The sequence below is a fragment of the Polynucleobacter sp. JS-JIR-II-50 genome (assembly GCF_018687895.1).
GTDB lineage: Bacteria > Pseudomonadota > Gammaproteobacteria > Burkholderiales > Burkholderiaceae > Polynucleobacter.
In genome coordinates, this window is record NZ_CP061307.1 from 804,992 (window position 1) to 829,066 (window position 24,075).

The 24,075-nt window shown below is 46.1% G+C and carries 24 protein-coding genes; 21 read left to right on the top strand and 3 right to left on the bottom strand.

The window, feature by feature from the left end; translation table 11 throughout:
* Positions 1-24: 24 nt before the first annotated feature.
* Genes gltA through FD963_RS04265 form a run of 19 tightly spaced genes read left to right on the top strand, consistent with a single transcriptional unit; the run spans position 25 to position 18,752 of the window.
* Positions 25-1,338 carry a citrate synthase gene (gene gltA / locus FD963_RS04175; RefSeq protein WP_215363269.1) on the top strand — a complete coding sequence of 438 codons (1,314 nt, stop codon included), beginning with the start codon at positions 25-27 and terminating at the stop codon, positions 1,336-1,338.
* 17 nt (positions 1,339-1,355) lie between these two features.
* The gene (leuC, locus tag FD963_RS04180) at positions 1,356-2,765 is read left to right on the top strand and encodes a 3-isopropylmalate dehydratase large subunit (RefSeq protein WP_215363271.1); all 1,410 of its coding nucleotides are present in this window, start codon (positions 1,356-1,358) and stop codon (positions 2,763-2,765) included.
* Between the two features lie 12 nt (positions 2,766-2,777).
* The gene (locus tag FD963_RS04185) at positions 2,778-2,981 is read left to right on the top strand and encodes a hypothetical protein (protein ID WP_215363273.1); all 204 of its coding nucleotides are present in this window, start codon (positions 2,778-2,780) and stop codon (positions 2,979-2,981) included.
* A 33-nt stretch (positions 2,982-3,014) separates the two neighbouring features.
* Entirely contained in the window at positions 3,015-3,662 is a 648-nt protein-coding gene (leuD, locus tag FD963_RS04190; protein ID WP_215363275.1) for a 3-isopropylmalate dehydratase small subunit, read from the top strand.
* Between the two features lie 23 nt (positions 3,663-3,685).
* Positions 3,686-4,756 carry a 3-isopropylmalate dehydrogenase gene (leuB, locus tag FD963_RS04195; protein WP_215363276.1) on the top strand — a complete coding sequence of 357 codons (1,071 nt, stop codon included), beginning with the start codon at positions 3,686-3,688 and terminating at the stop codon, positions 4,754-4,756.
* A gap of 46 nt (positions 4,757-4,802) precedes the next feature.
* Positions 4,803-5,960, top strand: coding sequence for an aspartate-semialdehyde dehydrogenase (gene asd, locus FD963_RS04200; RefSeq protein ID WP_215363278.1), 1,158 nt, complete (start codon positions 4,803-4,805; stop codon positions 5,958-5,960).
* A 10-nt stretch (positions 5,961-5,970) separates the two neighbouring features.
* Positions 5,971-7,353: a FimV/HubP family polar landmark protein gene (locus FD963_RS04205; protein WP_215363281.1), complete on the top strand. Its 1,383-nt coding sequence runs from the start codon at positions 5,971-5,973 to the stop codon at positions 7,351-7,353.
* Positions 7,354-7,356: 3 nt separating this feature from the next.
* Positions 7,357-8,208: a tRNA pseudouridine(38-40) synthase TruA gene (gene truA / locus FD963_RS04210; RefSeq protein ID WP_215363283.1), complete on the top strand. Its 852-nt coding sequence runs from the start codon at positions 7,357-7,359 to the stop codon at positions 8,206-8,208.
* 25 nt (positions 8,209-8,233) lie between these two features.
* Positions 8,234-8,911, top strand: coding sequence for a phosphoribosylanthranilate isomerase (locus FD963_RS04215; RefSeq protein ID WP_215363286.1), 678 nt, complete (start codon positions 8,234-8,236; stop codon positions 8,909-8,911).
* Positions 8,912-8,941: 30 nt separating this feature from the next.
* Positions 8,942-10,135, top strand: a complete 1,194-nt coding sequence (trpB, locus tag FD963_RS04220) for a tryptophan synthase subunit beta (protein WP_215363289.1) — start codon at positions 8,942-8,944, stop codon at positions 10,133-10,135.
* Between the two features lie 22 nt (positions 10,136-10,157).
* Positions 10,158-10,955, top strand: coding sequence for a tryptophan synthase subunit alpha (gene trpA, locus FD963_RS04225; RefSeq protein WP_215363291.1), 798 nt, complete (start codon positions 10,158-10,160; stop codon positions 10,953-10,955).
* Between the two features lie 6 nt (positions 10,956-10,961).
* Positions 10,962-11,849, top strand: coding sequence for an acetyl-CoA carboxylase, carboxyltransferase subunit beta (accD, locus tag FD963_RS04230; protein WP_215363293.1), 888 nt, complete (start codon positions 10,962-10,964; stop codon positions 11,847-11,849).
* A 4-nt stretch (positions 11,850-11,853) separates the two neighbouring features.
* Positions 11,854-13,179, top strand: a complete 1,326-nt coding sequence (folC, locus tag FD963_RS04235; RefSeq protein ID WP_215363295.1) for a bifunctional tetrahydrofolate synthase/dihydrofolate synthase — start codon at positions 11,854-11,856, stop codon at positions 13,177-13,179.
* Between the two features lie 3 nt (positions 13,180-13,182).
* Positions 13,183-14,007, top strand: a complete 825-nt coding sequence (locus FD963_RS04240) for an SPOR domain-containing protein (protein ID WP_215363297.1) — start codon at positions 13,183-13,185, stop codon at positions 14,005-14,007.
* On the top strand, positions 14,007-14,573 hold the full coding sequence (locus FD963_RS04245) for a CvpA family protein (protein WP_215363300.1): 567 nt from the start codon (positions 14,007-14,009) through the stop codon (positions 14,571-14,573). The genes FD963_RS04240 and FD963_RS04245 overlap by 1 nt, the downstream gene beginning before the upstream one ends.
* A gap of 4 nt (positions 14,574-14,577) precedes the next feature.
* On the top strand, positions 14,578-16,116 hold the full coding sequence (gene purF / locus FD963_RS04250) for an amidophosphoribosyltransferase (RefSeq protein ID WP_215363303.1): 1,539 nt from the start codon (positions 14,578-14,580) through the stop codon (positions 16,114-16,116).
* 60 nt (positions 16,117-16,176) lie between these two features.
* Positions 16,177-17,385, top strand: a complete 1,209-nt coding sequence (locus FD963_RS04255; RefSeq protein WP_215363305.1) for an O-succinylhomoserine sulfhydrylase — start codon at positions 16,177-16,179, stop codon at positions 17,383-17,385.
* A 22-nt stretch (positions 17,386-17,407) separates the two neighbouring features.
* On the top strand, positions 17,408-18,025 hold the full coding sequence (locus FD963_RS04260; RefSeq protein ID WP_215363307.1) for a bifunctional 2-polyprenyl-6-hydroxyphenol methylase/3-demethylubiquinol 3-O-methyltransferase UbiG: 618 nt from the start codon (positions 17,408-17,410) through the stop codon (positions 18,023-18,025).
* Between the two features lie 10 nt (positions 18,026-18,035).
* Positions 18,036-18,752, top strand: coding sequence for a Crp/Fnr family transcriptional regulator (locus FD963_RS04265; protein ID WP_215363309.1), 717 nt, complete (start codon positions 18,036-18,038; stop codon positions 18,750-18,752).
* 58 nt (positions 18,753-18,810) lie between these two features.
* Here FD963_RS04265 and FD963_RS04270 read toward each other — a convergent pair whose 3' ends face one another.
* Entirely contained in the window at positions 18,811-19,119 is a 309-nt protein-coding gene (locus FD963_RS04270; protein ID WP_215363311.1) for a high-potential iron-sulfur protein, read from the bottom strand.
* A gap of 201 nt (positions 19,120-19,320) precedes the next feature.
* Between FD963_RS04270 and FD963_RS04275 the strand changes: the two genes are divergently transcribed.
* A complete protein-coding gene (locus tag FD963_RS04275) occupies positions 19,321-19,905 on the top strand; it encodes a rhodanese-like domain-containing protein (protein WP_215363314.1) in 585 nt (194 codons plus the stop codon).
* 69 nt (positions 19,906-19,974) lie between these two features.
* Here the strand turns inward: FD963_RS04275 and FD963_RS04280 are convergent, their stop codons facing one another.
* Both FD963_RS04280 and FD963_RS04285 read right to left on the bottom strand, forming a co-directional pair.
* Positions 19,975-20,925, bottom strand: coding sequence for a c-type cytochrome (locus FD963_RS04280; protein WP_251367317.1), 951 nt, complete (start codon positions 20,923-20,925; stop codon positions 19,975-19,977).
* Positions 20,926-20,939: 14 nt separating this feature from the next.
* Positions 20,940-21,662, bottom strand: a complete 723-nt coding sequence (locus FD963_RS04285; protein ID WP_251367318.1) for a cytochrome c — start codon at positions 21,660-21,662, stop codon at positions 20,940-20,942.
* 174 nt (positions 21,663-21,836) lie between these two features.
* Here FD963_RS04285 and FD963_RS04290 point away from each other — a divergent pair, with 174 nt between their 5' ends.
* On the top strand, positions 21,837-23,927 hold the full coding sequence (locus FD963_RS04290; RefSeq protein WP_251367319.1) for a c-type cytochrome: 2,091 nt from the start codon (positions 21,837-21,839) through the stop codon (positions 23,925-23,927).
* The last annotated feature ends 148 nt before the right edge of the window (positions 23,928-24,075 follow it).

Below are 24,075 nucleotides of genomic sequence, written 5' to 3' on the forward strand. Positions count from 1 at the left end.
TTTTTGAATGACTAAGGATTAGAAATGATTGAATCGGACATCAAAGCAAAACTCTCGTTTTCGGATGGAACACCAGATATTGATCTGCCAATTTATAAAGGGACAGTGGGTCCTGATGTAATCGACATTCGTAAGCTCTATGGTCAGACTGGTAAGTTCACTTACGACTCAGGCTTCTTATCTACTGCGTCATGTAATAGCAAAATTACCTACATCGATGGCGATAAGGGTGAGTTGCTCTATCGCGGCTACCCAATTGAAGATTTAGCTAATAACTGTGACTTCTTGGAAGTTTGCTACCTCTTGATCAATGGCGACTTGCCAAATGCCACTGAGAAAAAAGACTTTGAAGAAATGGTCATGCACCACACGATGGTTCATGAGCAAATGCAATTCTTCTTGCGTGGTTTCCGTCGCGATGCGCATCCAATGTCGGTATTGACTGGCTTGGTTGGCGCTATGGCTGCTTTCTACCATGATGCGATTGATTACAGTCAGCCTAAGGCGCGCGAAATTGCGCAAATTCGTTTGATTGCGAAGATGCCAACTTTGGTTGCGATGGCTTATAAATATTCTGTAGGTCAGCCATTTATCTATCCAGATAACTCTTTGTCATACACCGCTAACTTTATGCGCATGATGTTTGCAACACCATGTGAAGAGTACAAAGTAAACCCAGTATTGGTTCGTGCTTTGGATCGCATCTTCACATTGCATGCAGATCATGAGCAAAATGCTTCCACTTCAACAGTGCGCTTATGCGGATCATCAGGCACCAATCCTTTTGCAGCGATCTCTGCTGGTATTGCTTGTCTTTGGGGCCCAGCTCACGGTGGTGCAAATGAAGCTTGCTTGGAGATGTTGAATGAGATTCAGGCAAATGGTGGTGTAGATAAGATTCATGAATTCATCGCTCAAGTAAAAGATAAGAACTCTAGCGTTCGCTTGATGGGCTTTGGACACCGCGTTTACAAAAACTTTGACCCACGCGCAAAGTTGATGCGTGAAACTTGTTACGAAGTGTTGAATGAACTTGGCCTCCAGGATGATCCATTATTCAAGTTGGCCATGACTCTTGAGAAGATTGCTTTGGAAGATGACTATTTTGTGAGTCGTAAGCTCTATCCAAACGTTGACTTCTACTCAGGCATCGTGCAACGTGCTTTAGGCATCCCAACAGAAATGTTCACCTGTATTTTTGCCTTGGCAAGAACAGTAGGTTGGATTGCTCAGTGGGAGGAAATGATTACTGATCCTGAGTATAAAATTGGACGTCCACGTCAGTTGTACGTTGGCGAAACAGCGCGCAAAGTTCCGAACATCTCAGTTCGTAAATAAGGTATTTAAGGTCTCTCATGTCTCGTACGCTTTATGACAAATTGTGGGATGACCACGTTGTTTACTCTGAAGAAGATGGCACAGCCACGATTTATATCGATCGTCAGCTGCTGCATGAGGTAACTAGTCCTCAGGCATTTGAAGGGTTGAATTTGGCTGGCCGTCCAGTTTGGCGCATCTCCGCTAATTTGGCTGTTTCTGATCACAACGTACCAACGACTGATCGCTCCGAAGGAATTACTGATCCGATATCCAAGTTGCAAGTAGATACTTTGGATCAAAACTGCGATGCCTTTGGGATTACCCAATACAAGATGAATGACACCCGCCAAGGGATTGTTCATGTCATTGGACCTGAGCAGGGTGCAACTTTGCCTGGCATGACCGTGGTTTGCGGCGACTCTCATACCAGCACCCATGGCGCCTTTGGTGCTCTGGCATTCGGTATTGGCACCTCTGAAGTTGAGCATGTCTTAGCAACACAAACTTTGCTGATGAAAAAAAGCAAGAACATGTTGGTGCGCGTAGATGGCCGATTACAACCTGGCTCAACAGCAAAAGATATCGTCTTAGCAGTGATCGGTAAGATTGGAACAGCTGGTGGCACTGGTTACACCATTGAGTTTGCTGGCGAAGCCATTCGCAACCTTTCAATGGAAGGTCGTATGACTATCTGCAATATGGCGATTGAAGCTGGCGCTCGCGCTGGTTTAGTTGCTGTAGATGAAACTACGATTGAATATATTCAGGGTCGTCCATATGCGCCCAAGGGCCCGGCGATGTTGCAGGCATTGCAATATTGGAGAACCTTGCATTCAGATCCTGATGCAAAGTTTGATGCCGTAGTTGAATTGCGTGCAGAAGAAATCGCTCCACAGGTTACCTGGGGAACTTCACCGGAAATGGTGCTTGCGATTAGTGAGCGTGTTCCTGATCCAGAAAAAGAGCGTGATCCAAACAAGCGTTCAGCAATGGAGCGTGCCTTGGAGTACATGAACCTTACACCAAACACGCCTCTAAGCAGTATCTCTGTGGATAAAGTATTTATCGGCTCATGCACTAACAGTCGCATTGAAGATATGCGTGCTGCTGCTAAGGTTGTAGATCGCTTAGGTAAAAAAGTTTCCGCCAATGTGAAGTTGGCATTAGTTGTTCCTGGCTCTGGTTTGGTAAAAGCCCAAGCAGAGCGTGAAGGCTTGGATCGTATATTCAAGGCTGCTGGCTTTGAATGGCGTGAACCTGGTTGCTCTATGTGCTTGGCCATGAATGCAGATCGCTTGGAGCCGGGAGAGCGTTGCGCCTCAACATCGAATCGTAACTTCGAAGGTCGTCAAGGCAATGGTGGTCGCACACATTTAGTTAGCCCTGCCATGGCAGCTGCTGCGGCGATCGAAGGTCACTTTGTTGACGTACGTAAGATTTCATAAGGAAACTCATCAATGAAATTTTCTTCACTCTCTTTAATTTCTAGACTCGCAATGATTGGCATCGCTGGAATCATTATTTCTGCATGCAGCAGTACCATGGAAGGTGTTGGTAAAGACTTGCAGAACATGGGAACCTCAATGGGCGGATCAAGCAACACGCAAAATAATCAATCTCAAACCAAGGGTAAGGATGTTGTTGTTACCCCTGTGAAGTAAAACATTTAGAGTAAATAGAGTAAAAGTCGAATCATGGAAAAATTTACGGTATACAAAGGTTTAGTTGCTCCGCTTAATCGCGAGAACGTGGATACCGATGCCATTATTCCGAAGCAGTTTCTAAAATCAATCAAGAAGACTGGCTTTGGTCAAAATCTGTTTGATGAATGGCGCTACCTCGATCATGGTGAGCCTGGTCAAGATTGCAGTACGCGTCCCATTAACCCGGACTTTGTTCTCAATCAACCACGCTACAAAGGTGCTGGCATTCTGTTGGCTCGCAAGAACTTTGGTTGCGGCAGTTCCCGTGAGCATGCTCCCTGGGCCTTGGATCAATTTGGCTTTAGAGCGGTGATTGCACCTAGTTTTGCAGATATTTTCTACAACAACTGCTTCAAAAACGGTGTTTTGCCGATTGTTTTGACTGAAATGCAGGTTGACCATCTTTTTAACGAAACCCAAGCGTTTAACGGCTATCAATTAACAATCGATCTAGCAGCACAGCAGGTTATTGCCCCTGATGGCACTGCTTATAGCTTCGAAGTAGCCCCTTTTAGAAAGTATTGCCTTCTTAACGGCTTAGACGATATTGGCCTAACCCTGCAACATGCAGATAAAATCAAGGCTTATGAAGCCGAGCGCATTCTAAAAATGCCTTGGCTTGCGACACAATTGCCGTAATTTCGTTGATTTAAAGGCCTTTCATGAAAATTGCAGTTCTACCGGGCGATGGTATCGGCCCGGAAATCGTTGCACAAGCCGTTCGGGTGCTTCAAGCACTTGGCCCTCAGTTTGATTTAGAAGAAGCTCCCGTAGGCGGAGCGGCTTATGACGTCGCTGGACATCCTTTACCACCCGCCACCTTAGAGCTCGCTAAAAAAGCGGATGCTATCTTGTTTGGTGCGGTAGGCGATTGGAAATACGACACACTTGCGCGCGAGCTGCGCCCCGAACAAGCAATTTTGGGTTTGCGTAAACACCTCGAGTTATTTGCTAACTTCAGGCCTGCCATTTGTTACCCAGAGCTCACTGCTGCATCAAGTCTTAAGCCAGAAATCATTGGTGGCTTGGATATCTTGATTGTGCGTGAGCTCAATGGTGATATTTACTTTGGTCAGCCACGCGGTATTCGTACTTCTGAGTTGCCGCTGTTTAAAGGTGCGCGCGAAGGTTTTGACACCATGCATTACAGCGAACCTGAAGTAGAGCGCATTGGACATGTTGCTTTTGAAGCAGCACGCAAGCGCGGTAAAAAAGTGTGCAGCGTAGACAAGGCAAACGTATTAGAGACTTCTCAGCTTTGGCGTGAAGTCATGATTCGGGTTTCTAAAGGCTATCCAGATGTTGAGTTATCCCATATGTATGTGGATAACGCTGCGATGCAGTTGGTTAAAGCGCCTAAAGCATTTGATGTAGTGGTAACTGGCAATCTGTTTGGTGACATCTTGTCTGATGAAGCTGCGATGCTGACTGGCTCTATCGGCATGTTGCCATCTGCATCTTTAGATAAGAACAATAAGGGCTTGTATGAGCCTAGCCATGGTTCTGCGCCGGATATCGCTGGTAAGGGTATCGCCAATCCATTGGCAACCATTTTGTCTGCGGCGATGATGTTGCGTTATTCATTAGGTATGCCTGCAGAAGCAGATCGCATTGAAAAAGCAGTGCAGAAAGTCTTAGCGCAAGGTTTAAGAACAGCAGATATCTATACCGAAGGCACGAAAAAAGTATCAACGGTTGAAATGGGCGATGCTGTAGTTGCAGCGCTTGCGTAATAAATTCACTAGAAGCAAATCAAACACATTCACTAGATAGTTCATCATGGCAAATACAAAAACACCTTTGGTTGGTTTAGTTGGCTGGCGCGGTATGGTTGGTAGCGTTCTCATGGAGCGTATGCTTGCTGAAAAAGATTTCGATCTGATTGAACCTGTATTTTTTAGTACCAGCCAAGCGGGTGGCGAAGTACCTTTGCTCAATGGTCAAAAAGTGACTAAGAGCGAAAGCACTTTGCAAGATGCGAATGACATCAAAGCATTGTCACGTTGTGACATCATTTTGACTTGCCAGGGTGGTGACTACACCAATGACATCTTCCCTAAGTTGCGTGCAGCAGGGTGGAATGGTCACTGGATTGATGCTGCTAGTGCATTGCGTATGAAGGATGACGCAGTTTTAGTTTTAGATCCGGTTAATCGTCCGGTGATTGATAAAGCTTTAGCTGCTGGTGGGAAGAATTGGATCGGTGCTAATTGCACTGTGAGCTTGATGATGATGGCTATGGGTGGCTTGGTTAAGGCTGACATGGTTGAGTGGATCAGCGCGATGACTTATCAAGCAGCTTCTGGTGCTGGTGCTCAAAATATGCGTGAGCTATTACTGCAGATGGGTGCTTTGCGTGACAGCGTAGCTACTGAGTTAGCTGATCCATCTTCTTGGATCTTGGACATTGATCGTAAGGTTACTGAGACATTGCGTTCTGCCGATTTCCCGAAAAAGAATTTCCGTAATACTGCCTTAGCGGGTAGTTTGATTCCTTGGATCGACGTGCCTGTTGAGAATGGCCAAACTAAAGAAGAGTGGAAGGGTGGCGCTGAGTTCAATAAGATCCTAGGTCGACCTGCATTCCGCACACCTGGCAGCATTCCAATCGATGGTTTGTGTGTTCGTGTAGGTGCGATGCGTTGCCATTCACAAGGTTTGACTGTGAAGCTCAAAAAAGATATTCCACTCAAAGAGATCGAGGCGATTCTGGCTGCAGATAATCAGTGGGTAAAAGTAGTTCCGAATGATCGTGAAACTACAGAGCGTGATTTATCTCCTGCTGCTGTCAGCGGTACATTGACTGTACCTATTGGCCGTTTGCATAAGATGGCAATGGGCCCAGAGTATTTGGGCGCATTTACTGTTGGCGACCAACTCTTGTGGGGCGCAGCTGAGCCATTGCGCCGCATGCTTCGCATTCTGCTTGAGAAGTAATTTCTCTTTTATGTTTCGTATTGGTCAACTAGGCTTAAAGCTACTTTGTGTTGTTCTGCTTAGTTGGTCATCTATCGCTGGTGCGATTAGCTTAGGCGCTCCTCAACTTCAGTCCCGCCCCGGCGAGCCACTGCGTGTAGAGATCCCAGTTCGAGTTGGTGCAGATGAGCAAGGTGCTTTATCTAGCCTGAATGTGACAATGCCTAATAAGGCATCTTATGAGCGCTTAGGCATTTCACAAAAGATTCTTGAGCTCAATCCGCAGGCAATGGTGTATCGCAATCGTCAAGAGCAACTGATGGTTTTGGTAGAGACAGTCAATTCTGTACCAATGACTGATGATCCATTCTTAGATGTACTAGTTAATCTCAATTGGTCTAGCGGTAGTCTTACTAAGGCATTCACATTGTTACTTGGTGATGTGCAGAAGATCACCGTAAAGTCGGGGCAGTCCTTATCTGAAATAGCTGCCATCATGGCGCCCCAATTGGATGGTGCTACCTTAGATCAAACCATGATGGCCTTGTATAGGGCCAACCCCGATGCGTTTGCTAGCGGTAGCATCAATCGCTTGGGCGCCGGGGCTGAGTTGTCCAAACCTAGTCTGGCGCTGCTGCGCTCTATTAGTCCGGCAGAGGCAAATCAGTTTGTAGCAGATGCTAACGAAGAGTGGCGAGCAGAACATGGCGAAAAAGAAGCGGGCACTGCTAATGGAAAATCAGGTAATCCTAAAACAGGGGAAGTTGTTCCCAAGGATCGACTGAAGATTGGTTCAAGCACTGATGGCAACGATCAAGAGCGTCGCTACACTGAAGAGTTGGTTGCTCAAGAGAAGATGTTGGAGCAGACTAAAGCTCGGGTTGCTGAGCTAGAAAAGAATATTGCTGACTTACAGAGACTCCTAGATAAATCTAAGGAGAAGAAGGCGGTCGACAGCAATTTTGGCTTAGGTGGATTTGGTCCGGCTATTCTGGCTATTGGTTTGATTGGCTTGACAGGTTTATTGCTCTGGGGATTAGCCCGCAATGCGCGTCGCTCAGAAGCGCCAAGCTTTCATGCTGATACACAGCATGTTGCTAAAAATGAGAAACCTGCAGCCAGCTCTCATTTTGAAATGCCGGCTCGTGCAAAGGCATTGTTTGATGGTATTGATCTCGATCTTTCAAAGCCTATAAAAGATGTACCTGTAATACCAAGCGCTCCTGTAGCCAATCCTTTGGCCGATACCTTACGCGTGAAATTGAATCTAGCGCGCGCTTACATTACGATCGAAGATTTCTCTGCAGCTAAGAAGTCTTTGGATGAAGTGCTTCGTATCAGTAATTCTGTCGATCCAGCGATCACCATTGAAGCGCAGGGCTTGTTGACAGAAATTTCGCATCGCAATACCTAAACCATGCGCATAGCCCTTGGCCTTCAGTATGACGGCAGCCCCTATTCAGGCTGGCAAACCCAAGTAAATCACAACACAGTACAAGATGAATTAGAAAAGGCGATTTCTGCCTTTGTTGGTGAGCAGGCTTGTGCGGAATATCCTATCCATACAATTACCGCAGGTAGAACTGACACTGGCGTTCATGCCTTAGGACAGGTTGTGCATTTCGATACCAATGTTGAGCGTGAAGACTTTTCATGGGTAAGGGGGGTGAACTCATTCTTACCTTCATCGATTGTGGTGAACTGGGCAAAGCCGGTTTCCGATCAGTTCAGTGCGCGCTTCTCCGCGTATGAGCGTGAATATATTTATGCCTTGCAAGCGGGACCTTGTCGTTCGCCGATGTCGCACTCACGCGCAGGTTACTTACTGGTCCCACCAAATCAATGGCTTGATGTGGAAGCCATGAAAAAATCAGCAGAGTGCCTGATTGGCGAACACGACTTCAGTTCTTTTCGCTCATCCGAGTGCCAAAGTAAAACACCGGTAAAAACGATTTACTCCATTGAGGTTATTTCTGAGCAACCATGGCTGTATTTCCGAATTCGGGGAAATGCCTTTTTGCATCACATGATCCGCAATGTGGTCGGCTGTTTTTTGCAAATTGGTCAGGGTAGACAAAAGCCGGAGTGGATGGCCGAAGTCCTGGCTGCTAAGAATAGGCAAATCGCCGCTCCTACTTTTATGGCCGATGGCCTATATTTGGCTAAAATTACTTACCCAGACGAATTTGCTATTCCACAGCCATGGCTTGAAAACTCTTGGCTGCCTGCCAAGGTCATCGGGAAACAAAATAAAGAGCAAGGGAAATAAAGGCCCCAGGCTTTATCATTCATTTATGGGCTTACTGACATATTCTCCGGGCCGAACTAGGGTCAAAATCTGCGGCTTAAAGACAGCTGCTGACATCGATTCTGCTGTTTCTGCGGGAGTGGATGCTGTTGGCTTCGTCTTTTATCCCCCTAGCGTGCGGGCTGTAAGCCCTAATATCGCTGCGCAGCTCATTTCTAGGCTTCCTGCGGGGGTAGATGCCGTTGGATTGGTTGTAAACGCTACAGATGAGCAATTTGCAGCAATTCGGGCTGCTGCCTCGATCACCTTATGGCAGTTTCATGGGGATGAGACCCCAGAGCGCTGCGCCCAGCTTGCTGCAGGCGAGCCTTGGATGAAGGCCGCTCGTGTAGGAACTGGCTTCGCTTTTGACGATTTTTCCCTACAATATGGGGATGCAAACGCTTTTCTGCTGGATGCCCTGGTTGAGGGATATGGTGGCGGAGGCGTTCCTTTTGATTGGCAAGGGATTCCACAGACATGGGTAAGCGAAAACGCGCCTCGGGTCGTTTTGAGTGGTGGATTGAACACGCACAACGTGGGCGAGGCTATTGCACGCCTGCATCCTTGCGCGGTTGACGTCAGTAGTGGCGTAGAAAGCAGCAGGGGTGTTAAGGATCCTGCGCTCATGGCCCAATTTGTTCAAGCAGTGCGCGCAGCGGATGCCAAAGCATCATCCCAATAATTTGCTATAGATAAATCAAAAGAGGTAGCTATGTACGACAAGCCAGATGCACGAGGACACTTCGGTCCTTACGGCGGCGTGTTTGTTTCTGAGACATTGATGTTTGCCTTAGATGAGCTTAAAGAAGCTTATGCAAAGTATCAACACGATCCAGAATTCATTGAAGAGTTTCATTACGAGCTCAAACATTTTGTTGGTAGACCTTCACCGGTTTATCACGCTAAGCGTTGGAGCGAAATGCTGGGTGGCGCACAAATCTATCTGAAACGAGAAGATTTAAATCACACTGGCGCACACAAGATTAATAACGTGATTGGTCAAGCGATGTTGGCCAAGCGCATGGGTAAGCCTCGCATTATTGCGGAGACAGGAGCAGGGCAGCACGGTGTTGCTACAGCAACGATCTGCGCTCGCTTTGGCTTAGACTGCACGGTCTATCAAGGCTCTGTGGACGTAGCCCGTCAGGCGCAAAACGTATTCCGCATGAAGTTACTTGGCGCAAAGGTAGTTCCAGTGGAATCTGGTACCAAGACTTTGAAAGATGCGCTCAATGAAGCGATGCGCGATTGGGTTACCAACGTGGATAACACTTTCTACATCATTGGCACTGTCGCAGGACCACATCCTTATCCAATGATGGTGAGAGATTTTCAGAGCGTGATTGGTGAAGAGTGCAAAGTGCAGATGCCAGAGATGACTGGTCGTCAGCCTGACTATGTTTTAGCTTGTGTTGGCGGCGGCTCTAATGCGATGGGCATTTTTTACCCTTACATTGATTTCCCGGAAGTGAAACTGGTTGGTGTCGAAGCTGCAGGACATGGTTTGGGTAGTGGCTTGCATTCAGCAGCCTTATGCGTTGGAACACCTGGCGTGTTGCACGGCAACCGTACTTATTTATTGCAAGACAAGAATGGCCAGATCTCTGAAACACATTCTGTTTCTGCTGGTATGGACTATCCCGGTGTTGGTCCTGAACATGCATGGTTAAAAGATTCTGGTCGCGCAGACTATGTGGCGATTACAGATGAAGAGGCGCTCCAAGCATTCCATGATTGCTGCCAGATTGAAGGTATCATTCCTGCGCTTGAGTCTTCTCATGCCATTGCCTATGCCTGTAAGCTTGCTAAGACCTTGCCAAAAGACAAGACCATCCTGGTCAACCTCTCTGGTCGTGGTGACAAGGATATGCATACCGTTGCACAGGCAACAGGTTCAGAAGGTTAAGAATTACTTTTAAGAAATACTTATGTCAAAAATTACTGCGCTCTTCAAGGAGCTAAAAGCAACAGGCAAAAAAGGATTGATCCCTTTTATTACTGCAGGCGATCCAGATCCTAAACAAACCGTTGAACTCATGCATGCATTAGTTCGCGGCGGTTCGAGTGTGATTGAGTTAGGTGTGCCATTTTCAGATCCAATGGCTGATGGTCCTGTCATTCAGAGATCATCGGAACGCGCACTGACTCAAGGTGTCACTTTGCATAGCTGCTTAGAGATGGTGAAAGAATTCCGCAAGCTGGATGCCAATACACCAGTTGTTTTGATGGGTTATGCAAACCCAGTTGAGCAAATGGGAGCAGAGCGTTTTGCAACCGAAGCAAAGGCTGCTGGTGTCGACGGTGTTCTCGTAGTGGATTACCCACCAGAAGAGTGTGTGGACTTTGCCGCTCGTATGCGCGTTGCCGGCATTGACCCGATTTTCTTATTAGCGCCTACTTCATCACATGAGCGCATTAAAGAGGCGGCCAAAATAGCTTCTGGTTATATCTATTACGTTTCTATGAGAGGGGTTACTGGCGCCTCTAACCTCAATACGCAGGATGTGGCCAGCATCATCCCGAAAATTCGTGAAGAGACGGATATTCCGATCGCTGTCGGCTTTGGTATTAGTGATGCAGCTAGCGCCAAAGCGGTATCAGTCAGTGCTGATGCGGTTGTCATCGGCAGCCGAATTATTCGTCTTTTGGAGGATGCGCCCCCTGGGCAGGCGGTACAATCACTGGAAACCTTCATTCGTGAGATACGCGACGCATTGGATAGCTAAAAACTGATGAGCTGGATAGATAAATTACTCCCACCCCAAATTCAACATACTGATCCTGCAAATCGCAAGTCAGTACCTGAGGGATTGTGGGTCAAGTGCCCCAGTTGTGAAACTGTTTTGTACAGCACTGACATTGAAGCCAATTTATCGGTATGCCCAAAATGTAGTCATCACATGCGTATCGGAGCGCGTCTGCGCTTAGACAGCTTGCTAGATGAAAAAGGCCGCTACGAAATCGGTGCTGATATCTATCCAACTGACCCGCTGAAATTTAAAGACTCTAAAAAATACCCAGATCGCATTAAAGAAGCGAATGATGCTTCTGGTGAATCTGAGGCCCTCATTGTGATGGGTGGCAAGATTGAAGCTATTCCTGTAGTGGCTGCTTGTTTCGAATTTCAATACATGGGTGGTTCGATGGGCTCAGTAGTGGGTGAGCGTTTTGCCCGCGGAGTACAAGAGGCAATTAATAAGAAGTGCGCTTTCATTTGTGTCACTGCTACTGGCGGTGCGCGTATGCAAGAAAGCTTGTTATCCCTTTTCCAAATGGCGAAGACTAACTCGATGTTGACCTTGTTAGCTAAAAAAGGCTTGCCTTATATCAGCGTGCTTACTGACCCTACGATGGGTGGTATTTCTGCCAGCTTTGCCTTCATGGGTGATGTAGTGATGGCCGAACCAAAAGCGTTAATTGGTTTTGCTGGCCCACGCGTGATTGAACAAACTGTTCGCGAAAAATTGCCTGAAGGATTCCAGAGATCTGAGTTCCTGATGCAAAAGGGCGGTATTGACATGATTGTTGATCGTCGTCAGATGCGCAGTGAAATTGCGCGTTTACTTGCTTTGTTGCAAAAGCTTCCTGAGCCTGCTATCGCGGGTAGCGCAGTCGTTTAAGCGCTTGAGCTCAGCACACCAAGCCCCCATATTATTTTCTAGCCTAGAGGCTTGGCTTAGCCACCTCGAGACTGCGCACCCTGTTGGTATAGATATGGGGCTTGAGCGCATCAATCGCGTGAAGGCTGCATTAGATCTCCATTTTGATTGCCCAGTGATTACGGTTGCCGGTACAAATGGCAAAGGATCTACCTGTGCATTTCTGGAGAGCATTCTGTTGGCTTCTGGCTATAGAGTCGGTTGCCATACCTCTCCACATTTACTCAAATTCAATGAGCGTGCGCGTATCAATGGTGAAGATGTCAAAGACAATCTCTTGCTTGAACATTTTGCTGCCGTTGAAAATGCTCGCGTGAGCCTGGTCGATGCTCCGACCTTAACGTATTTTGAGTTCACTACTTTAGCCATCATGCACCTGTTTGCTAAGTCCAATTTGGATGCAGTTGTCTTGGAAGTGGGTATGGGTGGTCGCTTAGATGCTGTCAACATCGTTGACGCCGATTGCGCAATTGTGACTAGTATCGATATTGATCATGCGGATTTTTTGGGTGGCACACGCGAAGCTATTGGCCTAGAAAAGGCGGGTATTTTCCGTCCAGGACATATCGCGGTGTGTGGCGATCCTGTACCGCCACAATCATTGATTGACCATGCTGAAAAGCTTGGCTGTGATCTCTGGTTGCAGGGGCGCGATTACAACTTCCAGGGTGATAAGCAGCAATGGGGTTGGGCAGGGCGCAAAAAGCGCTTTAGTGGCCTTGGCTACCCAGCGCTGCGGGGTGCCAATCAGATTCTGAATGCCTCGGCAGTAATAGCTGCCTTGATGGCCTTACATCAACGTCTGCCTGTGAGCGCCCAGGACATTCGCAATGGCTTTGCTTTGGTTGAGCTACCAGGCCGGTTCCAGGTTCTCCCGGGTCAGCCTACCGTGGTATTGGATGTTGCTCACAATCCCCATGCTGCTGCTACCTTGGCTCAGGGGCTCGATAAGATGGGTTACCACCCCTACACCTATGCCATTTTTGGAGCTATGGCTGACAAGGATATTGAGGGGGTGATTAAACCCCTCTTAAACATCGTAGATTTCTGGTTTTGTACCGATTTACCGACCCCCAGAGCTGCCAGTGCTAAGGCCGTGGCCGAGAAGCTTGAGGCTATGGGCGTAAAGCCTAAAAATGGGGCGGATGGGGGTATTGAGTGCTTCCCAGAACCTGCTTTAGCGTATCAAAAAGCGCTATCTTTGGCGGGTGAGGGTGATAGAATTGTGACCTTCGGATCCTTCTATACCGTTGCAGGCGTAATGACTTACCGAAACAACCAGGCCCACTGATCCATGATTCGTTTACCAAGCTTTTTTAAGCGAAAAACCCAGTCTGATGACCTTGAGATAGGTTCAAGGGGTAGTCGCACCGCCAAACGAGCAGCCCCACGCAGTTTTCAGCGTGCAGCAGAAGCTGAAGAACTTGCCCTCACAGAAGATCCAGAACAGCAAAGAGCGCGTCATCGTCTGATTGGTGCTGCTGTCCTCGTATTAATTGCTGTTATTGGCTTACCCCGTATTTTGGATAATAAACCAAAGGCATCATCTAACGACATCGCAGTAAACATTGTTACCAGCTTACCTATTCCGGGTGCCGAACCAAAGGCTGAAGAAAAGCCGAAGGTAGAGGCTCCCGTTGAGTCTGCTAAAGAAACTCCTAAATCTGCAGTTGTGCCCCCAGCAGAGGCAAAAGCAGAGCCCAAGACTGAAGTTAAAGCAGAAATAAAAACAGAAACCAAGCCAACAGCACCTGTTGCAAATAAATCCGCAACATTAGGATTGGCAGCTGGTGAAGAGGTCGTTGCTGCTACCGCTACTAAAGTAGAACCTAAGTCTAAGACGGATGATGCTGCCAAACTTGCCGCTTCGAATGGTTCAGGTAAATACGTTATTCAGATTGGCGCTTTTGCATCTGAGGCGAATGTAAAGGCCTTGTCCGCAAGACTCAAAAATCAAAACATTCCTAGTTATGTCTTGAATAAGGCGGGTGCTGATGGCGGCAAGATTTTCCTTGTGCGCGCAGGGCCCTTTACCGATAAAGATGCTGCAGAAGCAGCGGAAAAGAAAATTAAGGCGATGGGACTTTCGCCAAGACTCGTCGAGTCCGGTAAACAGTAATGGAATACTTGTCCACCCTCAAGCTAACATCGGTGGATTACTTCACCCTAGTTGTGCTCTTGGTTTCTGCGTTGGTAGGCATCTCGCGCGGTTTATTTAAAGAGGTGCTTGCTTTAGCCTCTTGGTTCGCGGCTGCTTGGGTTGCTTATCACTACAGTAACTACCTCTCAACCGAGTGGCTCTCGACATTTCATTTGGATGAATTGCTGAGTCTTGGTGTGAGCTTCATCATTTTATTTGTATTAACCCTGATCATCTGCGGTCTGTTTGGTGGAGTGGTGCAGAAGATTATTTTGTCAGTAGGTCTTAGTCTCACTGACCGTTTTTTGGGTTTGATATTTGGTGTGATCCGTGGCGGTTTGGTCATAGTAGTATTGGCTACCTTGGCTGCGCTCACACCCATTCCGCAAAGTATGGCCTGGAAGAATGCTATTACCAGACCAGCAATTGATATGGCAACCGGTTTAATAAAAAGTTGGCTTCCTGCCGACTGGGCTAAACAATTAGGTGATGCAATGCCTAAAGTTACCCCTACCATTACTCCTAAATTAACAATAGGAATCTAGAGATATGTGCGGCGTCGTCGGAACTGTTTCCCACTCACCAGTAAATCAACTTCTCTATGATGCGCTGCTGCTTTTGCAGCATCGCGGACAGGATGCGGCAGGTATTGCAACGATGAACGGTAACTCGTTCACGATGCATAAAGCTAATGGCTTGGTACGAGATGTATTTAGAACTCGTAATATGCGTAGCTTGGTTGGTAACGCTGGCATTGGCCAAGTGCGTTATCCAACTGCGGGTTCTGCAAGTAGCGAAGAAGAAGCGCAACCTTTTTATGTAAGTGCTCCTTACGGCATTATCTTGGCGCATAACGGCAACCTGACTAACGCACCAAGTCTGCGTGTGGAGATGGCCTATCGTGACCGTCGTCATATTAATACCAGCTCTGATACTGAAGTATTGCTTAACGTATTGGCTGATGAACTTCAAAAAGAAACTAATAGTGCAGCCCTAGATGAGGGCGCGATGTTTAACGCTGTTACAGGTGTAACCAATCGCGTTAAAGGTTCGTATGCAGTAGTTTCTTTAATAGCAGGTTATGGCTTATTGGCATTCCGTGATCAGTACGGTATTCGTCCTTTATGTATCGGCCGTATCGATACTCCTCAAGGTCCTGAGTGGATGATTGCATCTGAGTCTGTAGCGCTCGAAGGCTTAGGTTTTACCTTCGTTCGTGACGTTCATCCAGGCGAAGCAATTTATATCGACTTGGATGGCAATTTCTATTCACGTCAATGCGTACCGAATGCAGTGTTAACACCTTGCATTTTTGAGTACGTCTATATGGCCCGTCCAGACTCAACCATTGACGGTGTGACTGTCTACAACGTGCGTATGCGTATGGGCGATTACTTGGCTGAGAAGATCCGCAAAGAGACTAATGTCGATGAAATCGATGTGGTGATGCCGATTCCGGATTCCAGCCGTCCAGCAGCTATGCAGGTAGCAAAGAAATTGGGGGTGGATTACCGTGAAGGCTTCTTTAAGAATCGTTATATTGGCCGTACATTCATCATGCCAGGCCAGGCTGTTCGTAAGAAGTCTGTTCGTCAAAAACTCAATGCCATGCGTATTGAATTTAAAGACAAGACAGTATTGATTGTGGATGACTCCATTGTTCGTGGCACAACCTCATTTGAGATTGTGCAGATGGCTCGTGAATCCGGTGCGAAAAAGGTGATCTTTGCATCTGCTGCGCCTCCAGTGCGTTTCCCGAATGTTTACGGTATTGATATGCCAACGCGCAGCGAATTAGTAGCCTATGGGCGTACCGATGAAGAAATCAACAAGATGATTGGTGCTGATCAGCTCATCTACCAAAGCGTAGAAGACATGAAGCAGGCAGTGAGGGATATCAACCCCGATATCAAGAACTTTGAAGCATCTTGCTTTGATGGCTTCTATATTACGGGTGACATTACCGAGTCCTATCTTGATGCGTTGGAGGCCGCTAGAAATACCTCTGACGCGAAGGCTGATCGTCAGAAGGATTCGAGCGACTTCGCCCGTTCACAGCTCCACCTGCATTTGGCCACCGAAGACTAAAAAGCGACAGGAATTTGCCTCACTCGAGGCAAATTCGTAATTCGGTGTCAAAATAGCAGTATGAAGAGCAAAACTATCCGTAAAAAACCCGATTTTTCTAAGCTAGCGCTCGAGACCTTAGCGGTTCGCGCTGGTACTCGTCGCACTGCTGAATACCAAGAGCATTCAGAGGCAATGTTTCTGACATCCAGCTTCTGTTTTGATAGTGCAGAGTTAGCTGCTGATGGTTTTGCACATGCTGACCAAGGCTTTATCTATTCTCGCTTTACTAATCCAACCGTAAGCATGTTCCAGGATCGCTTGGCTGCCCTAGAGGGTGGTGAGGCTTGTATTGCTACCGCTTCCGGAATGTCTGCCATTCTGACAATGGCAATGGCTCATTTACAAGCAGGTGATCACGTGGTTTGCTCACGCTCGGTATTTGGTGCAACGATTCAGTTGTTCACCAATATTTTGGGTCGCTTTGGCATCACAACCACTTATGCTGATTTGACTGATACCAAATCATGGCAGGCTGCTGTGCAACCCAATACCAAACTCTTTTATCTAGAGACGCCATCCAATCCTTTAACTGAGATTGCTGATATCAGAGCGATTTCAAAGATTGCTAAAAAAGCAGGTGCCTTATTCGCGGTGGATAACTGCTTCTGTACGCCTGCTTTGCAAAAACCATTGGCGCTTGGTGCTGATGTGGTGATTCATTCAGCCACTAAGTACTTAGATGGACAAGGCCGAGTAGTGGGTGGAGCAATTGTGGGTAGCAATGATTTCATCATGGGCAAAGTCTTCCCCTACGTGCGAACTGCAGGCCCAACGCTATCCGCATTCAATGCCTGGGTCTTCCTCAAAGGCCTCGAGACTTTAGAGCTTCGCATGAAGCAGCAGAGTCAGAATGCGCTTGCCTTGGCTCAATGGCTTGAGAAGCAATCTGGAGTAGAGCGCGTTTACCATCCTGGCCTGAAATCGCATCCTCAGCATGCGTTGGCAATGCGCCAGCAAAAAGAGGGTGGGGCGATTGTGTCTTTCACCTTGAAGGGTGGCAAGAAAGCTGCGTTCAAACTGATTAACCAAACTAAGCTTTGCTCGATTACTGCAAACTTGGGTGATACCCGCACGACTATTACTCACCCAGCTACAACAACGCATTGCCGTGTGACGCCTGAGGCTCGTAAAGCTGCAGGTATTTCTGATGGCTTGGTACGCATTGCAGTTGGCCTTGAAAACATTAACGACTTAAAGAATGACCTCGTTGGTGGACTCAAAAAATAATCAAGTTCATCAGGATAGGTCTATGAGTTTCGCGGATGCCACCCAGTTTTGGAACGAACGCTTTGATAAAGAAGAGTTCATTTTTGGCAAAGAGCCTAACGAGTATCTTGTTGAGAAAACAAAGCAATATCTAAAGCCCAAAGATAAGGTTCTCTGTATTGCTGACGGCGAAGGTCGCAATGGCGTCTGGCTTGCTAAGCAAGGCATGCAGGTTATTGGATTTGATGCGTCTGATATCGCGCTTGCTAAAGCAAAGCAGTTTGCCAAAGATAATCAAGTGCAAGTTGAGTATTCCTTCTCTGATACCGATAGCTATGCGTGGCAAGAAAATACTTATGATGCGGTGATAGGTATCTTCATTCAATTTTCCGATCCAGCAATGCGCGCTAGAATCTTTGAGCAAGCTTATAAGGCAACAAAGCCCGGCGGCATCTTCATTCTTCAGGGCTATACCCCTAAGCAACTAGATTACAAAACTGGCGGCCCATCATTAATAGAGCATCTCTATACAGAAGAGTTAATTAGAGATCTCGCCAAATACTTTGAAATTCTTGAGCTTGTAAGTTACGAGAAAGAGCTTTCTGAGGGCCCGCGCCACACTGGCATGTCTGCAATATTGGGATTGGTTGCTAAGAAGTGACGGCTTTCCTATGAAGACTATTGAAATAAAAAGCGCATGGCAGGGTAATAGTGACTGTAATGCTTGTTCCATCCGGAGCTCCGCACTCTTTGCCGAATTAAATGAAGAAGATTTTTCCAAGATTCATTCGCCAATTGATGATCTACGATATGAAGCAAATACAGGGATTTATACACAGGGAGATTCTGCTGAGCATTTATTTACCTTGCGTGAAGGTTATATAAAGCTATTGCATATCAATTCCGATGGCTCTACTAGAATAGTCCGATTAGTAATGCCGGGTGATTTATTCGGAATGGAGGCTTTGTTGGGTAAGAGTTATGCTCATTCAGCCACTGCTTTATCAAACATCCATTTATGCCGCATACCCAAAGCCATTATTTCTAGTTTGGGAGAAGAGTCGCCACGCTTGCATAGGCAGATTGTGAAGAAATGGGGTGAGGCACTGGCTCAATCAGAATCTTGGTTTTCTGAAATTAATACCGGAAGAATTGAAATTCGTTTGGCTAGATTTTTCTTGCGAATTGCTAAAGTTTCTGGCGATATGGCAGTTGCACCACTCTTTAAAAGAGAGGACATGGGCTTAATGATGGATGTGAAGTTTGAGACTATTAGCAGGGCGCTTGCGTCTATGGCTGAGCAAGGCTTAATTTCGAATATTAGTAGGCTGAGTATTCAGGTGCCAAGTATGAACCGTTTAAAAAAGTTTTCACAAGAAGGCTCTTGATTGCTGAATACAAATAAAAAAGACTGCCGAAGCAGTCTTTTTTATTTGAAGTACTTAATTACGCTTTCTTAGCGTAAGCGGAGCACCAGCCTTTACCAGAAACTTGTTTACCAGCAAACAATGAGCAACCGCCAGCAGCCGCATCAGCTTTGCCTTGGAATAATGCACAGTTGCTACATTGTTGTCCGGCAGCATACTTAGCGTATTTGGCCTTATCGACAGTTGTTGCATTCGCTTTGTAACCCAAAGCAGCAGCCTGCGGATCAGTTTCTGCAACCATTGCTTGAGCTTGAACTTTACCGTTCAATGCCAAAGTACAGGCACCAGCAGCAGACAAAATCATAAATTGGCGACGACTATTTTTCATAAATACTCCAGTGTTTTGATGAATAAAAAGCTTAAAAAACTAGCTATAGGCGATATTAAAGGGGATAACACCATCAACAATAGGGGTTTCTCAGTATTAAGTTTAGGCTAACTTGGGCTCACACTACGTAAATATGCATAAATACGTATAGAAGCATTTAAAACGGTGTTCCAAGTAAAAAAATAATACAAAGAGGGTTTTATGAAAAAGTTTCTTTCTCTTGGTCTGATGTTGTTTTCAGGCGTCGCAGCAGCTCAATCTGGAGCGCCAGCAAGCCCTGAATTGCTGCAAATTATCGATAAGTCTACTAATTTTGTTGTTAAGACATCTAAGGGTCCAATTGAAATTACTCGCGTAATGACGCCTTGCGCCAAAAATAAAGGTTGGTTACAGCCATTAATCCCAATTAAGGGCGTTACCCCAGTTGATGAGATTGATGTTCTCAATGCCTTGAATGACAAGGACTCGCTCGTGGTAGATATGCGCGTAGTGGATGATCGCGTAAAAGGTACTATTCCTGGGTCAATAGGCATTCCTTACACAGAGGTAGCAATGCGTATGGACGAGTTGGGTTGTAAAAAGCCTGCCGCAGGCTCAACTAAATGGGATTGCTCCAAAGCAAAGAAGGTTTATGCATTCTGTAACGGCCCTGTTTGCCCACAAAGCCCAATGGCAATGGCTGCCATGACTCGTGATGGCTTCCCTGCAACCAAGATCTACTACTATCGCGGCGGCATGTTGGACTGGGACGCTCTTGGATTAACAACAGTAAAGGGCGAGTTCTAAAACTTTCTCATTCTTAGATATTAAAAAGGGAGCCTAGGCTCCCTTTTTTTACGATGCTATAAATGAAGACTATTTAACACCTTTACCTATAAGTACACCGTCAACAACTGAGCCATACAGGTTTACGCCATCATCAGCATGGAATCTTTTGCGAGTTTTTTCAATATCCCCATCAATTATGCGTGGGTCTTGGGGGCGTTCATGCATATTTATAAAAGCAGCAACATCCCAGGACTCCACGTCGGTTAAGGTTTCGCCTCGACCTAAAGGCATATTGTGTTGTATGAATCCAGCCGCAGTATTGATGCGATGCATGCCTGCTCCCCAGTTATAAGAATTCTTACCCCAGAGAGGAGGGAAAACATAGGTTGCTCCCACTTTTTGTCCTTCGCCGTTTGATCCGTGGCAGATTTGGCATTGCTTTTCATAAACCACTTTTCCACGAGCAATGTCATAACCACCTTTAGGGGGAGGAGGTTCATCGAAACCTCGTCCTGGGAGTGCTTTTCCAACAGGCGCACCAGTTGATAGCCAATAAGAATAAGCCGTTAGGGCTAAGATAACTTCACTATCAGCTGACGGCGGAGTTCCGTTCATACTGAAGGTAAAGCAACCTTGAAGCCTCTCGGCATAGGTATTCACTTTATTATTTTTCTTGCGGTAAGCAGGATACATAGGATACGCAGCCCACATTGGAGAAGAATTTGCAAGACGCCCTCTATCAATATGACAATTCACGCAATTCATCTCATTGCCAACGAATTGGGGTGCCAGTGCTTTTGTATTTACAAAGATAGCCTCTCCGCGCCGAACTAATTCGCCAAAGGCATTATTTTGTAATTCGGAGTCTGATGGGGGAATGAAGTATTGTGTTTTTCCAACCTTGTGGGTATTTGAGGGAATTTGGGATTGATCCTCTAGTTTTGACTTGTCCACTGCAAACGTACCTGGTGAGCTAAGGAGCAGGCATAAGGCTACTAAACTGCCAATTGAAATTTTCATAGTTGTATTTTTATTCATGCGATGTCCTTAAATTACCTGAGCCTGTGCTGGGATTCATCAAAAGGTTCTGTTGCATCGCCCAAATTTCCAAAGTACTCCGAAACAGCTTTAATTTGCGCATCAGTAAGGCTGGCGGCTATATGTTGCATTAACCCATTGGGATCATTGCTTCTCGTAGGTGGTACCCCCTTTTTATTGGCAGCAGTGGGCTTTTCTGCCTTCCAGGCCTTAAGTTGATTTTCTAGGTACAACGGAGATTGACCGGCCAATGGAGGGAAAGAATCACCAACACCAACGCCGTCTGGACCATGACATAAAGTGCATTCAGGAATATTTTTACTCCATTCGCCACGCAGAGCAATCCATGCGCCAGTACCGGGAACGGGGAGTCCGGTTTGTTTAGTATTTACATTAACTTTTGGTCGCTTAGAGTAAGCATTAGCCACTGCAATAATTTCCTCGTTTGTTAGTGCTGAAGAAATGCCTTGCATCAGAGAATTTTTTCGACTGCCTGACTTAAAGTCATATAGTTGCTTTTCAATGTACGCTGCAGGTAATCCTGCAAGCCGCGGAAATCCCGCTGATGGCATGCCTTTGCCATCTGGGGCATGGCAACTAATACAGGGCATCGCAGCAGGATTTGCTCCACCATGAACCATGATCGTTTCACCGTCTAAGGCAAACGAAAGAGTTGGCATGATCATGCATAAGTACGCGATGTACTTTGAGGTGCGTATAAATAGTGTAGATGTCATGTTCATTATCAAAATCAGAAAGACTCAATTGGTGGAATAGCGCGACCCATGTTGGGAATAAATCATCATTCCCAAGGATTTCAACGGACCTTGTAATTGTGCATGAGTTTATTTTCAATTTGCTATCTTGAGACTTAAAAACAAACTAGATTTGATCTATGTCAAGTTGCCGATATGGGTTTACCCCATACTGAGTGGGTAAAGAGCAATTGGACTCATTGCGATCAAGATACTCAGGGCTATATGATGCGATTCTTTAAGACTATTATTTTTTGTGTTGCATTTAGCCATAGTTTTTTCTCCTTCGCAGTGGACAATTCGAGCTCAACAGAGTCTTCCATAAAGCGGGGTGAATATTTATCGCACCTTGGCGACTGTGTTGCATGTCATACCGAAAAGGGTGGCAAAGTAATGGCTGGTGGCTTGGAGCTAAAAACACCTTTCGGCGCATTGTATTCAACAAACATTACGCCTGATAAAAAGACTGGAATTGGTGGGTATAGTTTTGAACAATTCGATAAGGCTATGAGAAGGGGTGTTACCGCTGATGGCCATAATTTATATCCCGCTATGCCGTACCCATCCTATTCAAAAATGTCTGTCGAGGATATGCAGTCACTCTATCAGCATCTAATGCATGGTGTATTGCCCGTAGAAAAAGTGAATATCCAAAGTCAGATGAAATGGCCATACAACATGCGTTGGGGCCTAAGCTTTTGGAATATTCTCTTTGGCGGCAGTAAGCCTTATCAACCAGAGGCAAGTCAAACCCAACAATGGAATCGTGGTGCATATATTGTTCAAGGCATGGGTCATTGTGGGTCGTGTCATACCCCTAGAGGTCTTTTGTTCCAAGAAAAGGCAATGAGTCAGGCCGGATCAAATGGTAAGTATTTTTTGTCTGGATCTACGGTTGATAGTTGGCATGCAGTGAATCTCCGTAATTTATGGACGCCACCAGAAATCGTAGCGTTCCTGAAAACTGGTAGAAATCAACATGCAACCGCATATGGAACAATGACTGAAGTCATTGGTTTAAGCACACAACATTTCACTGATGAAGATCTTACTGCAATTGCTGTGTATCTTAAATCACTGAGTCTAGACGAGAGCAATCAGGCCCAGCCAATAATAGCTTTGGAAAAATCGCAGCTATATAAGTCTAAAAATGGTTTGGCTTATGTGCAATTTTGTTCCACCTGTCATCGAAATGACGGGAAAGGGGTTTCAAAGATATTTCCTCCTTTGGCTGGTAACAAATCAATTCTTTCTGACGACCCAACTTCAGTAATTCACGTTGTTTTGAGCGGTTGGAAATCAGCGGCAACAAAAACAAACCATCGCATCGTTGGTATGCCCGAATATGGTTCACTCGGAGATGAGGAGTTGGCGGGAATTATTACCTTCATACGTTCTTCATGGGGGAATTCTGCACCTGAGGTTTCAGTTAATCAGGTTAAGGCAGTTCGGGCACAGCTAAATTTAACTTCACAAGATAGCTCTAAATTTGTAACGCCTCGATTTTCAAATATGCTAGAAAAATCAAACTCAGGGCAGCTGGTTTACGGTATGCGCCTAATGGCAGAGACGGGTACTTTGCTTCCTGATCACGTTGGCAACAGCCTTAACTGCAGTAGCTGCCATACCAATGCTGGAACTGTAGCGAATGCATCCCCATTTGTTGGTGTAGCGGCACAGTTTCCTGCTTATGCCCCACGCGCGGGAAAAATCATTGATCTTGAGGATCGAATTAATGGATGCTTTAAACGATCGATGAACGGTAAGGCGTTAGAAAAGGATTCGGCTGAAATGAAGGCAATGGTCGCCTACATGAAGTGGGTTAACGGGCCTTATAAAAAGGATGAGCAGATTCCAGGAAGAGGTATTGGGAAAATTGATAAAACGCTACTCCCAAATATTGAAAATGGCAGGGTGATTTACCAAGCGCAATGTGCTGTTTGCCATGGGTCTAATGGAGAAGGCGTAAAACAATCTGATGGTCGGTATGTGTTTCCAATGGTGTGGGGTGATGAGTCCTTCAATTTAGGCGCTGGAATGGCGCGCACTTTTACTGCTGCGGCATTTATCAAGCAAAACATGCCGATGGGTCACAACACCAAATTTCCTTTAGGGCAGGGAGGTAGTTTAGGTGATCAGGAAGCTCTTGATGTTGCTGAGTACTTTGCTCATATGGCTCGCCCAGACTTTATTGGTAAGGATAAGGACTGGCCTAATGGCGGCAAGCCCAAAGATGCGCGCTATTAATTGGTGGCATCCATCTGTAATTGAGGGCCATTTATTAAAATCTTGATTGCAGATGTCCAAACCATAAAGATCTGAATCTACTATTTATTGATGTGGATCAAATTTGCCCCCTGTTATCGGTCCTAGTAGGCTTGACATACCAATTCTA

Excerpts from the sequence above, each read along its gene's own strand:
- FD963_RS04260 (WP_215363307.1), top strand. The coding sequence starts at position 17,408 with ATGAGTTTCGCGGATGCCACCCAGTTTTGGAACGAACGCTTTGATAAA.
- accD (WP_215363293.1), top strand. The coding sequence starts at position 10,962 with ATGAGCTGGATAGATAAATTACTCCCACCCCAAATTCAACATACTGAT.
- FD963_RS04245 (WP_215363300.1), top strand. The coding sequence starts at position 14,007 with ATGGAATACTTGTCCACCCTCAAGCTAACATCGGTGGATTACTTCACC.
- FD963_RS04215 (WP_215363286.1), top strand. The coding sequence starts at position 8,234 with ATGGGCTTACTGACATATTCTCCGGGCCGAACTAGGGTCAAAATCTGC.
- gltA (WP_215363269.1), top strand. The coding sequence starts at position 25 with ATGATTGAATCGGACATCAAAGCAAAACTCTCGTTTTCGGATGGAACA.
- FD963_RS04255 (WP_215363305.1), top strand. The coding sequence starts at position 16,177 with ATGAAGAGCAAAACTATCCGTAAAAAACCCGATTTTTCTAAGCTAGCG.
- truA (WP_215363283.1), top strand. The coding sequence starts at position 7,357 with ATGCGCATAGCCCTTGGCCTTCAGTATGACGGCAGCCCCTATTCAGGC.
- FD963_RS04290 (WP_251367319.1), top strand. The coding sequence starts at position 21,837 with ATGGGTTTACCCCATACTGAGTGGGTAAAGAGCAATTGGACTCATTGC.
- trpB (WP_215363289.1), top strand. The coding sequence starts at position 8,942 with ATGTACGACAAGCCAGATGCACGAGGACACTTCGGTCCTTACGGCGGC.
- purF (WP_215363303.1), top strand. The coding sequence starts at position 14,578 with ATGTGCGGCGTCGTCGGAACTGTTTCCCACTCACCAGTAAATCAACTT.
- leuD (WP_215363275.1), top strand. The coding sequence starts at position 3,015 with ATGGAAAAATTTACGGTATACAAAGGTTTAGTTGCTCCGCTTAATCGC.
- FD963_RS04270 (WP_215363311.1), bottom strand. The coding sequence starts at position 19,119 with ATGAAAAATAGTCGTCGCCAATTTATGATTTTGTCTGCTGCTGGTGCC.
- FD963_RS04265 (WP_215363309.1), top strand. The coding sequence starts at position 18,036 with ATGAAGACTATTGAAATAAAAAGCGCATGGCAGGGTAATAGTGACTGT.
- FD963_RS04240 (WP_215363297.1), top strand. The coding sequence starts at position 13,183 with ATGATTCGTTTACCAAGCTTTTTTAAGCGAAAAACCCAGTCTGATGAC.
- FD963_RS04275 (WP_215363314.1), top strand. The coding sequence starts at position 19,321 with ATGAAAAAGTTTCTTTCTCTTGGTCTGATGTTGTTTTCAGGCGTCGCA.
- trpA (WP_215363291.1), top strand. The coding sequence starts at position 10,158 with ATGTCAAAAATTACTGCGCTCTTCAAGGAGCTAAAAGCAACAGGCAAA.
- asd (WP_215363278.1), top strand. The coding sequence starts at position 4,803 with ATGGCAAATACAAAAACACCTTTGGTTGGTTTAGTTGGCTGGCGCGGT.
- FD963_RS04185 (WP_215363273.1), top strand. The coding sequence starts at position 2,778 with ATGAAATTTTCTTCACTCTCTTTAATTTCTAGACTCGCAATGATTGGC.
- leuC (WP_215363271.1), top strand. The coding sequence starts at position 1,356 with ATGTCTCGTACGCTTTATGACAAATTGTGGGATGACCACGTTGTTTAC.
- FD963_RS04285 (WP_251367318.1), bottom strand. The coding sequence starts at position 21,662 with ATGACATCTACACTATTTATACGCACCTCAAAGTACATCGCGTACTTA.
- FD963_RS04280 (WP_251367317.1), bottom strand. The coding sequence starts at position 20,925 with ATGAATAAAAATACAACTATGAAAATTTCAATTGGCAGTTTAGTAGCC.
- FD963_RS04205 (WP_215363281.1), top strand. The coding sequence starts at position 5,971 with ATGTTTCGTATTGGTCAACTAGGCTTAAAGCTACTTTGTGTTGTTCTG.
- leuB (WP_215363276.1), top strand. The coding sequence starts at position 3,686 with ATGAAAATTGCAGTTCTACCGGGCGATGGTATCGGCCCGGAAATCGTT.